Origin of the sequence: Dellaglioa carnosa, from assembly GCF_026948345.1 — a bacterium.
Taxonomy (GTDB): Bacteria; Bacillota; Bacilli; order Lactobacillales; family Lactobacillaceae; genus Dellaglioa; species Dellaglioa algida.
Window position 1 is genome coordinate 443,079 of record NZ_JANXLI010000001.1, and the last position, 13,335, is coordinate 456,413.

The window sequence follows — 13,335 nt, forward strand, 5'->3', positions numbered from 1 at the left end:
CTATTATTTAGAACTCGAGGGGACACGGATAATATGAAAACAAAGCAAGAAAATATATTTTCATCAAAAACGTTAACATATTTTTTGCAACTTGCGGATATTATGAATTATACGCAAGCGGCCCAAATATTAGGAATTACACAACCAGCGTTAACACAACAAATTAAAAAATTAGAAAGAACGGTTGGCGCACCATTATTTTATTCTGTAGGTAAAAAATTACATCTATCAGACGCGGGTTACACCATGTTAGATGCAACACATCAAATTTATGAAACATTAAATAAAGCAACCAATGAGATTCAACAATCAACCAGTGCCACACAAGGGGAAATTACTATTGGTATTTTGGCTTCGATTGAAGATGAAGTATTTGATGATTTTGTAATTGAATATTACAAGAATAATCCAGATATTATTGTGTCGTTTCATTTATTAACGCGCAAAGAAATTTGGAGTGAACTTGAGAACAATAAAATCGATCTAGCAATCATGTATCTTCCAGACGAAAGTATTAAAAATTGGAAGCCATATGAGAGCAAGAAAATTTTTACTGAAGATTTATTATTTCTACATCATAATGAAAAATTGGCTTCCAAAAAGAAGGTTAAATTACAAGAGACAATTGATAACGTTTGGGTGACTTATCCAAGCGATTACTATCTTGATAGAACAATTAAGACAATTTATCAAAGTCAATTAGTTAATTTACCAAAAAGTGTCGCTCGTTTTACATCGCCTTCACAAATTTTAAAATTTGCTCGTGCAACTCATGCTTACACGGCATTACCAACTTCATTTTTAGCTGCTCATCCTGAGGGGAAAGATCTTTGGACTTCTCATTTTGAACCAGAAATTAAATTCGATTTATCTTTTGTCTTTAGAAAAGATAAAGATGAAATACCTAGAAATGAACATTTTTTAAACGCTTTTGACCAATTTTTAGATGAAAAAGATTACATGACACGCCTTAAAGAAATTAATGAAAATCAAGGAGATAATAATAATGACTAAACAATTAGTTTTTGGGCATCAAAGTCCTGATACAGATGCCGTAGTTGCTGCAAAAGCATTTTCATACTTACAAAACAAATTAGGTTTCGATACTGAAGCCGTTGCGTTAGGTTCATTAAGCGAAGAAACAAAATTTGTTTTAGATTATTTTAACGAACCAGAACCAAGAATCATCGAAACAGCTAAAAATGAAGTAGAGTCAGTTATGTTAGTTGACCATAATGAATTTCAACAAAGTGTCTCTGACATTGCTGATTTGGTTGTTACAGACGTTGTAGATCATCATCGTATTGCTAACTTTACAACTAATATGCCACTTAACTTCCGTTCAGAAGCTGTCGGTTGCTCAAGTACGGTTATTTGGAAGATGTTTAATGAAAATGGAATTGAAATTCCTGCTAATATTGCTGGTTTAATGATGTCAGCTATTATTTCAGATACATTATTATTCAAATCACCTACAACTACACCAGTTGACGTTGAAGCAACAAAGGCACTTTCTAAAATCAGTAATACTGATTACAACGTATACGGCTTGGATATGCTAAAAGCTGGTACTAACTTATCAAGTAAAACTGAAGAAGAATTAATTAACGGAGATGCCAAATCATTCGATATGGCTGGAAAAACTGTCCGAGTTGCTCAAGTAAATACAGTTGATTTAGAAGAAGTCTTTAATCGTGAAGCCGCATTGGTTTCAGCAATTGAAGCTGATAGTAAAACGAACAACTACGACTTATTCTTATTACTAGTTACAAACATTCTAGACAGCGATTCTGAATTACTTGTTGTTGGCGAACCAAAAGAAATGGTTGAAAAAGCCTTCAATAAAAAACTCGTTGCCGACAAATTGTCATTACCTGGCGTTGTTTCAAGAAAGAAACAAGTTGTTCCACAGCTACAAACAGTGTTTGAAGCATAATAAATATCTGGAAAGTTTAGATCTCAAGTCTAAGCTTTTTTATTTTAAGGAGAATTTAACATGAATCCCGAAGAGCAAATTCAAGCAGTTAAAAAGTACGCACAAAAGAAGCTATCATCAGACGCTTCTGGACATGATTTTGCCCATATAGAACGAGTCGTAGCAAATTCAAAAACAATTGCGTCAGAGCTCCATAATATTGATTATTTGGTTATTGTTCTAAGCGGTTATCTGCATGACGTCATCGATGACAAAGTAATCACAAATGTTAAAGAAGAAACCGACAATCTAATTACTTTTTTAGAATCGATTAAATTAACTGCTGATCAAATTAGTAATATCTTGACTATTATTCAATCTATTTCATTTAAAAAACAACTTTCAAATGAATCAATCACATTGTCACAAGAAGCAAAGATTGTTCAAGATGCAGATAGATTAGACGCAATTGGTGCTATTGGAATTGCAAGAACATTTTACTACGGCGGACATGTTGGAAGTAAAATTTATGATCCACAACATGGACCTAGAGCGAATATGTCTCCTGAAGAATATCGGAACGTTGATAATCAAACGGTTATTAATCATTTTTATGAGAAACTACTCACGTTATCAGACTCAATGAAAACTGCTCCTGGAAAGAGATTAGCCAAGAAAAGACATCGTATTATGCTAGATTTCCTTGAGAATTTTAAAGCCGAGTGGGACGGACAGGCGTAAATAAAAACGATTAACTCAAATAGTTGAGTTAATCGTTTTTATTTATAATTTATTAATGGCATTGCGTTGCTCTTCATCAATCATATGCGTATACAGTGCAGTCGCACTTGTTGAACTTTGTCCCAATTGTGTCGCAACAAGTTGCTCGTTTTTTGTTTCCAGATATAACTTAGAAGCAAGCGTATGTCGTAATTTATGCGGCGTTACGCGAACTTTAAATGCAGACGAGTATTTGGCAACCAACTTTTCAATAGTACCACTCTCAATTCTTTTTCCACTTCCGCGATAGGCAGAACAAAATAATGCTTTTTCAGTTTTGTCCGTTTTATAATTTATCGTTCGGACTTCAATATATTTAACGAGATACGGAATTACCCAAGGTGCAATCGGAACGGTATCCTTTTTACCACCTTTTCGAATAACAGTAATATTATTCGTTTTTAAATTTAAATCGGGTAGGTCGCTGTTAGCAACTTCTGAGACACGTAACCCACTGCCAAGCATTAACGCATTAATTGCTATGTCTCGATCCTTATCACGTTTAAAAAAGGAGAGACCTTTAGGTTTCAGTAAATCAGCATATTTTTGATCAATGAAATTAATATAGTCTCGATCTTCAGTGCCTAACATTAATTTATCCTTGATATTAGCTGCTCGTGTTGCGAAAGTTTCATTATCTTTTACCACTGTAATTTTCTTCATCACATTACGGTAAAAATAGGGCTCCCCATCTTCTTTTTCTGTTTCCTCGGAAAGATACCTGAAAAGAGAAGAAATCGCTGTTAGAGACCTATTTACGGTACTTCTCGAGAGTTGAGTATTACTATTAGCATTATTAGATTTACTTCTTGAGAGTAGGGAAGACTTATATAGTTCCATATCTTCTTTTTTTAAGTGTTCTAAAACACCAATATCAATTGTCTTAATTGAGGTTTCATTAATGATTCCTTCGGCTATTAACCATTCAAAAAAACGTCTAAATTCCGTTAAATATTGGTATAAAGTTGCATTGGATAGGGGAATCGTCGATTTAGATTGGTAATATTCTTGCGCATACCAGGGTTGCTGCTGTAATTCATTTTCGATTAATTCTAAATACTTTTCTTTTCTCAAAAAGACACCTCACTTATTAAATCAATTTCTGTTTAGAGAATAACATATAAGGGAACTCGTTTTCAACTTTCGTTAAAGTATAAATAAAAATCTAATATCTATGTTATTAAGCTCAGCATCCATTAAATCAAGACATGCGTGAGCAACAATTATCTATTGAAACATTTTGATAACTGAAAAACGTCGATTTATGTGTTTCAATTAGCCATATGTATGGATAAATTGACAAACTAAGAATCACGATGATTACAGGTTTAACAATCAGAAATCAGATCATAATCAGTTATTAGCACAAATTGTCGGTCTATTAAATTGTATCAACGACTAACTGGACTAAATAAAATCAATACAGTTATCATTGAAATAATATTAGATTTACTTTTTAACTATTATTATTGAGAGTGAGACTTAGAAAATAAATTGGAGTTGAATATAATTTAAAGAACTAATGAAATAAATTAGTATTGTGAACTTTAAACACATGAATGTCATATGGACGTTGATATCCAACTTTCATTAAATTGTGTGTTTTAACTAAAGTTGATTGTGATTGATTTATAAACCCTTAATTTATCAGCTTTTTCATTTTGTACTTATGTATTTGCTTCTATCTTTATTTATCATATAATTTGTTATATCGCGTTAAAAAATAATTTAATCTATCAATATTTAAAAAAATAAAAACTGATATCCTATTTTCTGGATATCAGTTTTTAACTGTGACAACTATTATGCTTGATCGAAATCTTTGATCCAAGCTAATGCTAATGCTTTTTCACCTAAATGAGTTCCAATAACTGGTCCAAAATAACTAATATCAAATGTCATATCAGGATATTTTTTCTTCATTTTAATCTGCCATTTTAATGCTGAAGCTTCGTCGTTTGCATGGATAATTAATCCGCGTAACGGATAATCAATTGATGATCGATGTTCTTCAAATAAATCTTCAACTCGTTTAATCGCTTTTTTTGTTGATCTAATTTTTTCAAATGCAACAATTTTATTTGAAACACTGTCAAAAGTTAAAATTGGTTTAATTTTAAGCACACTTCCGATAAATGCTGAAGCATTAGATAATCGACCACCACGTACAAGGTTTTGTAAGTCATCGACAATGAAGTATTCACCCAACGTTGTTTTTAAATCGTCTAAGCGGTTGATAATATCATCAATATCAGCCTCTTCTTTAGCCATTTTAGCAGCCTCTAAAGCTAAATAACCCATTAACATAACCGTAATCCCAGAATCATACGGGATCACACGGGTTGATTCAATTGTTGGTGCAATATTTTTTAAGTTATCAACAAATCCCGAAATAGTATTTGTTAAATGGATACTAAGAACAACATCGTATCCTTCGCTACCTAATCTATCATATAAATTAATCATTTCCCCTACGGAAGGCTGTGACGTGCTCGGAAATGAGTCTGACGTCTTTAATTTTTCATAAAATTCTTCCGTGGTAATATCAACGCCCTCATTATAAATTTTGTTATCAATAATTACCGGAATAGGGGTAATCGTAATATTATTTTTTTCAATTTGTTCTTTAGATAAGTACGATGTACTATCTGTTACAATTGCTATTTTCATTAATTAAACACCTCATTTTATAACGGTTTAAACGTCAGTTCTCGTTAGACTCTTGTCTAAACGATTCAGTAACATTCGCAATAAGTTTTGCTCATCTTCTGGCCATTTTTCAAATATAGTTGATTCAAGTTCAGTAAAACCCAAATCGACCGCATTTGAAGATTCAACGCCAACTTCAGTCATTGTATAAATTAACTGTCGTTTATCATCGCCAATACTATGTTTATCAAGCATATCTTTTTCAACAAGACGTTTTAATTGTCGACTAAGCGTCGAAATATCTAAATCCGTCTCTTTAGACAACTTTTCTTGTGTATTAAACTTAGCAGCAATCTTTTTTAATAACTGCCATTCAGATATCGTTAAATTATTTTTTTTAGTTAATCGTTGTAGAATCATTTTATATTGTCTGTCGATTGATAGTAAGTTTTCAAGACTTGTTTTCATTTTGCTAACCCCTTAAATTAGATATACCTTGCATTATACAATATTTGGTCTAATTATGGCAAGAAAACTATTTAATAACGTTTCTTTGCGATTTAACGTTCAAAACGTTACACTTATAGTTATTAAACATATTTTATAGAAAGTGAGTTGATCAAATGTCATTTGATGGCGTTTTTACTCATGCAATGATTAGTGAACTACGAACGAAACTAATCGGTGGTCGGGTCTCAAAAATATCACAACCCTACCCTAATGAGGTTATTATTACAATTCGTGCTAATAGAAAGAATCAACCCTTACTATTATCGGCGCATTCAAGTTATGCTCGTGCGCAAATAACGAATATACCATATTCAAATCCTAAGACACCAACTAACTTTACCATGATGCTCCGTAAATATTTGGAGAGCGGTCAATTAGTTGCAATTGATCAAATTGATAATGATCGTATCATTAATTTTTCATTTTTAACTAGGAATGAGCTTGGTGATGAACAACCATTAATTTTAAGTTTAGAGATGATGGGTCGATACAGTAATTGTCTTCTTGTTAACCCAACTAATGATAAGGTTTTAGATACGATTAAACATATCAGTTCAGATCAAAATCGCTATCGCATGTTAATTCCAGGTGCAACTTATCGTCAACCGCCCGCTCAAGATAAGTTAAATCCATTTACGGATACATCTGATACTTTTAAACCGCTTTTATCTGAATTTCCCAACAAGGACGTGTTAGCAAAAGAACTTCAAAATCGTTACCAGGGTCTAGCTGGACAATCGAGTTTAGATCTTGCAACGGCGTTGCATGCTGACACCAAAAATTTAGATAGTAGTTGGAAAAAATTCTTCACACAATTTGATACGCCCGTACCTACCATTTTATCTGGTAAAAAACTTGATTTTTCGGCAATTCCAAATGTTGAATTAACGACTGGACAATCATTTGATTCATTAAGTGAAATGCTCGATACTTATTATCTTGATAAAGCTAATAAAGATCGCGTTCAGCAACAGGGTAGCCATTTAATTCGTGTCGTTAAAAACGAATTAAAGAAAAATCGTGGCAAACAAAAGAAACTAGAAAAAACACTTAAAAACACTGAAACTGCAGACCTGTTACGTGTTCAGGGCGAGTTACTGACAACTTACCTCCACCTGGTTAAACAAGGTATGACGGAGATTTCATTACCTAATTTCTATGATAATGAAAAAGAAATGACAATTCCATTATCTAATCAAATTTCGCCTTCAAAAAATGCACAAAAATATTTTAAAAAATATCAGAAACAAAAAAATGCAGTTATCTTTGTTAATGAGCAACTCTTGCTTAATCAAAAAGAAATTAACTATCTTGAAGAAATTCAATCAGAAATCGAATTGGCAGAACCAAAAGACTTGCCAGATATTAGAATTGAATTACAACAACAAGGATTGTTAAAAGAACAAAAATTAAACAAAAATAAAAAAGCAATTAAGGTTAAATTAAGCAAACCAGATGAATATTATGCAACCGATGGGACGCTAATCTCCGTTGGTAAGAATAACCTTCAAAATGATCAATTAACGATGAAGACCGCTAATAAATCAGATATTTGGCTACATGCTAAAAATATACCTGGATCTCACGTCATCATCCATAGCTCTGACCCTAGCGATGAGACGGTTACGGAAGCAGCTAACCTAGCGGCTTATTTTTCAAAATATCGTCAATCCGCATCTGTACCAGTGGACTATATTCAAGTTAAACGAATTAAAAAACCAAATGGCTCAAAACCGGGTTTTGTTGTCTACGAAGGGCAAAATTCGACATTTATAACACCAGATTTACAAAAAATTATGGCAATGCGTCGTAAATAAATAAAAATTCGATTAAGAGTAATTTCTTAGTCGAATTTTTTTGTTATTGCCAATTATTTGGATTAACACGCCATTTTTCAAGTAATGTTTTTTCTGTAGCGTTAATTTTATCTTGTTCTTTAGCAACCTTAATAAGCGTCGAATAATTCGTTAAGGTATTAAATTTTGTATTAATTTCTGCAAAATTAGTGGTACTCGATTCTAATTCATAACTAAATATACCAACGACGCCTAAGACATCAGCGCCTTCATTTTTCGCCGCTTTAACTGCCTGTATAACGCTCCCGCCAGTTGAGATTAAGTCATCAATCAGTACAACTTTTTGATCTTTAATTAATCGCCCTTCAATCTGCTGCCCCGTACCATGATCTTTAGGTTTTGTTCTAACATATATAAGTGGCAATTTTAATTCATCGGCAATCCACGCGGCATGCGGAATTCCCGCAGTAGCAGTCCCCGCAATTACTTCTGTCTCCGGATATTTCTCACGGATAATATCGGCAATCCCTTTAGCAATTCTAGTTCGGATAATCGGATAACTAATTGTTAATCGGTTATCGCAATAAATGGGACTCTTTAATCCGCTTGCCCAGGTAAATGGTTCATTTGGCGATAACGTTACGGCACCAATCTCTAATAAGTCACTGGCAATCGTTTCTGCTAAATTCATCTAAGCGTCCTCCCACATTTTTTTAATTGTCTGATAGGCGGAAAATGGATCTTCTGCCCGCGTAATAGACCTTCCAACAACAATGGCACTACTTTGATTTTTCTTTGCAGCAGTTGGCGTCATCACTCTCTTTTGATCGCCCACTGACTGACCCTCTAATCGAATACCAGGTGTAACTGCCAAAAAATCTTTTGACGTAGCTTCTTTAATAATTTTTGCCTCCTGAGCTGAACAAACAACCCCGGATAGCCCGGCCAATTCAGTTAGTTTTGCGTAATTAACGACACTTTCTATCAAAGAACGCTCAACCAGTTGTTCTGTTTCCAGTTGTTCTTGACTAGTTGATGTTAATTGCGTAATTGCAATAATTTGTGGTATTTTTTTCGAATGATTACCTTTATTTATACCATCCAATGCGTATTTCATCATTTCAACCCCACCAGCCGCATGGACAGTCGTCAACGAAATTCCAAGACGGCTTAAACTTGTCATTGTCTGACGAACTGTATTTGGTATATCATGACATTTTAAATCAAGAAAAATATCGTGTCCCTGATCAATCAGTTCTTCGACAAAGTTGGTTCCCTCACTATAAAATAGTTCCATTCCGACTTTGACAAACAATTGTTCATCTTGAGGAAATAATTGTAAAAAACTTGTCGTTTGACGCTTGTTTTGAAAATCTAAGGCAATAATAGGTCGATTAATCATATTGTTCCCCCTTATGTTTTATAACGTGGATACTGAAAATGCCTGACTTTCTAAGGACATGATTACGGTACTAACGGTTTGCAGCGATGTGAATAATGGAATGTGTTGCATGATTGCCATTTTTCGGACTTGGTATCCGTAAGAGTCTTTATCGTGATCGTCAGATAGCGTATCGATAACGAATTGAACCGTTCCAGATTGAATTAACTCGCTGATATCGTTTAATTGACCATCAACGGCTGTCGATTTAGTACTGGTGACCGTCTTAACTTGGTTTTCCATGAAAAATTGAGTCATTTTGGCTGACGTTACAATTTGATAACCAAGAGAAACAAATTGTTTAACAAGTGGTAATGCTTCGTTTTTATTTTTATCATTTATATTTAATAGAATAGACCCGTTACCTGCAAGATTAACGTTTGCTGCAACAAATGCTTTATAAAGAGCCTTAGGGAAAGAATGATCTGTTCCCATAACTTCTCCAGTTGATTTCATTTCTGGTCCGAGAAATGGGTCAACGTCGTTCAATTTACTGAACGAGAAGACGGGAGCCTTCACATGTATTACATTGGGTTCTTCAAACAAACCATCTTTGTATCCCTGTTCTTGCAAGTCGTGGCCTAAAATAATCTTGGTTGCGACTTGAGTCATTTTAATTCCGGTAACTTTGCTTAAAAATGGGACCGTTCGACTAGCCCTTGGATTAACTTCTAAAATATATAATTCATCTTGATGGACAATAAACTGAAGATTCATTAATCCAACGCATTTTAGTTCAAGAGCAATTTTTTTAGTTGCAGTTACGATTTCTGCCTTAATTTTATCTGATAAATGTTGAGACGGATAAACTGCCATTGAATCGCCTGAATGAATTCCGGCATGTTCAATATGTTCCATGATTCCAGGTACTAGAACCGACGTGCCATCACAAATCGCATCAACTTCACACTCAATACCCTCTAGATAACTATCAATTAAAATAGGATGCTGAGGAGCTACCTTAACATTATTAAGCAAATAATGTTTAAGCTCTGTGGTATTCTGAATAATTTCCATTGCGCGCCCACCTAAAACATAACTAGGTCTAACAAGCACAGGGTATCCAATTTCCGTAGCTCGTTTAATTACTTCATCCTGAGTCGTTGCAGTCATACCAACGGGTTGTTTTAAGCCCAGTTTTTTAATTGCTTGATTAAATGACTCTCTATCCTCGGCACGGTCCAAATTTTTAACAGATGTTCCCAAGATTTTAACGCCTTGTTGCTGTAAACCCTCGGCAAGATTAATTGCAGTTTGCCCACCAAACTGAACGATAACGCCTAAAGGCCTATCAACATCAATAACATTTAAAACATCTTCTAACGTTAACGGTTCAAAATACAATTTGTCCGCGATAGAAAAATCAGTTGAAACAGTTTCCGGATTACTATTCATAATAATTGCTTCGTACCCAGCGTCTCGAATCGCTCTGACACAGTGAACCGTTGCATAATCAAACTCAACGCCTTGACCAATTCGAATGGGACCAGATCCAATAACCATAATTGCTTGTTTCTGACTCTTAACACTCTCATTTTCGTGTTCATATGTGCTATAAAAATAAGGTGTTGACGATTCAAATTCTGCGGCACATGTATCAACCATTTTATAAACCGGAACAATCTTATTTTCTTTTCGAGTCGCTCTAACGGCATCAGCAGTTGTTTGCCAGATATTAGCAATTGTCTTATCACTAAATCCATGAATCTTTGCATCAGTAAGTACATCTATATCCGTATTTGTTATACTCAATGCCATCTCAATTTCGATAATATGTTTTAATTTATCTAAAAATACTAAATTAATTTTGGTGAGCTCGGATATCTCTTCAATTGTATATTCTCGTCGGATTGCTTCTGCTAAATAGAAGATTCTTTGGTCAGTTGCATTAACCAATTGGTTTTCTAATTCAGAATCAGTTTGACTATCCGCACCGCTCAATTGCAAATAATCTTCATCAATTTCTAAAGAACGAATTGCTTTCAATATGCTTTCTTCCATATTACGACCAATTGCCATAACCTCACCGGTGGCTTTCATTTGCGTTCCAAGCGAACGGTTTGCGTGGTTAAATTTATCAAATGGCCAGCGTGGAATTTTAGCAACAACATAATCTAAGGCTGGTTCGAATTCCGCAAAGGTTGTTTTAGTCACTGGATTTAAAATTTCATCTAAGTTCAATCCTACGGCGATTTTGGCAGCAATCTTCGCGATTGGGTAACCTGTTGCCTTTGAAGCCAAAGCCGATGAACGGCTAACGCGTGGATTAACTTCTATAATATTATACTTAAAACTGTTGGGATCAAGCGCAAGTTGTACATTACAACCACCTTCAATTTTCAGTGCTCTAATCAGTTTTAATGAAACATCGCGTAACATTTGATACTCTCTGTCAGATAAAGTTTGCGTTGGCGCAAAAACAATTGAATCGCCGGTATGAATACCGACTGGATCAAAATTCTCCATGCTACAAACGACAATCGCATTATCCGCATGATCACGCATGACTTCAAATTCTATTTCCTTGTATCCTGCAATACTCTTTTCTATCAAGCATTGAGTCGTCGGAGACAATTCTAAGCCGTTGATGACCGTTTTTCTGAGTTCATCAACTGTCTTACATAAGCCACCACCAGTACCTCCCATTGTAAACGCGGGTCGGACAATAACTGGATATCCTGCAATATCCGCAAATTCAATCGCGCGCTCTACTGTTTCGACCGTTAATGAGTCTGGAATAGGTTCATTTAATTCTTGCATTAATTGTTTGAATTGTTCGCGATCTTCAGCTTGATCAATCGATTTTAATTTTGTCCCTAACAATTCAATGTTAAGTTCATCTAGAATTCCCGATTTTGATAATTCCATTGCCAAATTTAGACCGATTTGTCCGCCCAATGTTGGTAGAATTGCATCTGGATATTCTTTACGTAGGATGCCCGAAACAGACGATACCGTTAAAGGTTCAATATATACCTCGTCGGCAACTTCTTTATCTGTCATGATTGTAGCCGGATTAGAGTTTACGAGAACAACTTCATACCCTTCTTCTTTTAATGACAAACACGCTTGAGTACCAGAATAATCAAACTCTGCTGCTTGACCTATAATAATTGGCCCAGATCCCAGTACCATTATTTTATGAATATCGTTTCTCTTCGGCATAATTATTTTCTCCCAACTCGGTTTATTAGTTCAATAAATTCATCAAATAAATAATCTGCATCATGGGGCCCAGGTGCGGCATCCGGATGGAATTGGACGCTAAATGCCGGATCAGTTTTATGTTTAATTCCTTCAACAGTTTCATCATTAATTTCACGGTGCGTGACCAGCAACTTATCTGAATCAATAGAGTCACTGTCAACTGCAAAGCCATGATTTTGTGAAGTAAAATCGATTCGTCCAGTTGCAATTTCTCTAACCGGGTGATTAAATCCACGATGACCAAATTTCATTTTGTATGTATCTGCACCGTTTGCTAGCGCAAAGAGTTGATGACCCAGGCAAATACCAAAGATTGGAAACTTAGTCTGAATCTCTTTTATCATTTCAACTACTTCTGGTAAATTTTTGGGATCTCCCGGCCCATTTGATAATAAAACGCCATCCGGCTGTAAATCAGATATTTGCTTCGCAGTTGCATTGTAAGGCAGAACAATTACGTTACAATCTCGCTTTGATAACTCTCGCAAAATACTATGTTTTAAGCCAAAATCAATCAGGACAATGTTTAACTTTGTTCCGGGATTAGGGTATGCTCTCGTCGTTGAAACCTGTTGCACAATATTTTGATTGAGTACGGTCGCATTCATAGCATCAAATGCATGCTCTATGTCGGCATCTGCATCAATAATACTGCCCTTCATTGTCCCAACGCTTCGTAACTTCTTTGTTAATTCCCGTGTATCAATTCCATATATACCCGGAATATCCTTTTGTTTTAAAAATTCATCTAAAGTTAATTGTTGACGCCAGTTACTGGAGACTCTGGCAACATTGTTAACAATCACACCTTTACAGGAAGGTTCTATCGACTCATAGTCATCCATATTAATACCATAATTACCGATTATTGGGTTGGTAAACGTTATAATCTGATTGCTGAATGATTGATCCGTAATTGCTTCTTGATACCCTGTCATTCCCGTAGTAAAAACAACTTCTCCAGTGGTAGAAGCTACAGCACCAAAACTAAATCCCTTGAAGATACTTCCGTCTTCCAAAATTAAGAATCGCTTCAT

The 13,335-nt window shown here is 34.8% G+C and carries 11 protein-coding genes; 4 read left to right on the forward strand and 7 right to left on the reverse strand.

Translation table 11 applies throughout. The annotated features are described in order from the left end of the window. Positions 1 to 33 precede the first annotated feature (33 nt). From N0K80_RS02135 to N0K80_RS02145, 3 genes are read left to right on the forward strand one after another with little or no spacing between them, the layout of a single operon-like run. On the forward strand, positions 34 to 1,014 hold the full coding sequence (locus N0K80_RS02135; RefSeq protein WP_057973534.1) for a LysR family transcriptional regulator: 981 nt from the start codon (positions 34 to 36) through the stop codon (positions 1,012 to 1,014). Further along, a complete protein-coding gene (locus N0K80_RS02140; RefSeq protein WP_146342087.1) occupies positions 1,007 to 1,936 on the forward strand; it encodes a manganese-dependent inorganic pyrophosphatase in 930 nt (309 codons plus the stop codon). The genes N0K80_RS02135 and N0K80_RS02140 overlap by 8 nt, the downstream gene beginning before the upstream one ends. A gap of 60 nt (positions 1,937 to 1,996) precedes the next feature. Next, the gene (locus N0K80_RS02145) at positions 1,997 to 2,656 is read left to right on the forward strand and encodes an HD domain-containing protein (RefSeq protein ID WP_146342086.1); all 660 of its coding nucleotides are present in this window, start codon (positions 1,997 to 1,999) and stop codon (positions 2,654 to 2,656) included. 42 nt (positions 2,657 to 2,698) lie between these two features. Here N0K80_RS02145 and xerS read toward each other — a convergent pair whose 3' ends face one another. The 3 genes from xerS to N0K80_RS02160 all read right to left on the reverse strand — a co-directional run bounded on the left by xerS (position 2,699) and on the right by N0K80_RS02160 (position 5,812). Beyond that, on the reverse strand, positions 2,699 to 3,769 hold the full coding sequence (xerS, locus tag N0K80_RS02150) for a tyrosine recombinase XerS (protein ID WP_269023630.1): 1,071 nt from the start codon (positions 3,767 to 3,769) through the stop codon (positions 2,699 to 2,701). 729 nt (positions 3,770 to 4,498) lie between these two features. Next, positions 4,499 to 5,365, reverse strand: coding sequence for a DegV family protein (locus tag N0K80_RS02155; RefSeq protein ID WP_269023631.1), 867 nt, complete (start codon positions 5,363 to 5,365; stop codon positions 4,499 to 4,501). 27 nt (positions 5,366 to 5,392) lie between these two features. Further along, entirely contained in the window at positions 5,393 to 5,812 is a 420-nt protein-coding gene (locus tag N0K80_RS02160; RefSeq protein ID WP_146342083.1) for a MarR family winged helix-turn-helix transcriptional regulator, read from the reverse strand. A gap of 155 nt (positions 5,813 to 5,967) precedes the next feature. On the opposite strand from N0K80_RS02160, the gene N0K80_RS02165 reads away from it, so the two are divergent. Continuing rightward, a complete protein-coding gene (locus N0K80_RS02165) occupies positions 5,968 to 7,671 on the forward strand; it encodes an NFACT RNA binding domain-containing protein (RefSeq protein ID WP_269023632.1) in 1,704 nt (567 codons plus the stop codon). 43 nt (positions 7,672 to 7,714) lie between these two features. On the opposite strand, the gene pyrE is transcribed toward N0K80_RS02165, so the two are convergent. The 4 genes from pyrE to N0K80_RS02185 are packed head-to-tail and all read right to left on the reverse strand — an operon-like array spanning position 7,715 to position 13,335. Next, positions 7,715 to 8,341: an orotate phosphoribosyltransferase gene (gene pyrE / locus N0K80_RS02170; RefSeq protein ID WP_269023633.1), complete on the reverse strand. Its 627-nt coding sequence runs from the start codon at positions 8,339 to 8,341 to the stop codon at positions 7,715 to 7,717. Beyond that, complete coding sequence (gene pyrF / locus N0K80_RS02175; protein WP_269023634.1) at positions 8,342 to 9,052, reverse strand: orotidine-5'-phosphate decarboxylase; 711 nt, start codon at positions 9,050 to 9,052, stop codon at positions 8,342 to 8,344. Between the two features lie 18 nt (positions 9,053 to 9,070). Continuing rightward, a complete protein-coding gene (gene carB / locus N0K80_RS02180; protein ID WP_269023635.1) occupies positions 9,071 to 12,256 on the reverse strand; it encodes a carbamoyl-phosphate synthase large subunit in 3,186 nt (1,061 codons plus the stop codon). A 2-nt stretch (positions 12,257 to 12,258) separates the two neighbouring features. Then, entirely contained in the window at positions 12,259 to 13,335 is a 1,077-nt protein-coding gene (locus tag N0K80_RS02185; protein WP_269023636.1) for a carbamoyl phosphate synthase small subunit, read from the reverse strand.

Bases quoted from the DNA above. Each gene is read 5' to 3' on its own strand.
- N0K80_RS02135 (WP_057973534.1), top strand. From the start codon at position 34: ATGAAAACAAAGCAAGAAAATATATTTTCATCAAAAACGTTAACATAT.
- N0K80_RS02140 (WP_146342087.1), top strand. From the start codon at position 1,007: ATGACTAAACAATTAGTTTTTGGGCATCAAAGTCCTGATACAGATGCC.
- N0K80_RS02145 (WP_146342086.1), top strand. From the start codon at position 1,997: ATGAATCCCGAAGAGCAAATTCAAGCAGTTAAAAAGTACGCACAAAAG.
- N0K80_RS02155 (WP_269023631.1), bottom strand. From the start codon at position 5,365: ATGAAAATAGCAATTGTAACAGATAGTACATCGTACTTATCTAAAGAA.
- N0K80_RS02160 (WP_146342083.1), bottom strand. From the start codon at position 5,812: ATGAAAACAAGTCTTGAAAACTTACTATCAATCGACAGACAATATAAA.
- N0K80_RS02165 (WP_269023632.1), top strand. From the start codon at position 5,968: ATGTCATTTGATGGCGTTTTTACTCATGCAATGATTAGTGAACTACGA.
- pyrE (WP_269023633.1), bottom strand. From the start codon at position 8,341: ATGAATTTAGCAGAAACGATTGCCAGTGACTTATTAGAGATTGGTGCC.
- pyrF (WP_269023634.1), bottom strand. From the start codon at position 9,052: ATGATTAATCGACCTATTATTGCCTTAGATTTTCAAAACAAGCGTCAA.
- carB (WP_269023635.1), bottom strand. From the start codon at position 12,256: ATGCCGAAGAGAAACGATATTCATAAAATAATGGTACTGGGATCTGGG.
- N0K80_RS02185 (WP_269023636.1), bottom strand. From the start codon at position 13,335: ATGAAGCGATTCTTAATTTTGGAAGACGGAAGTATCTTCAAGGGATTT.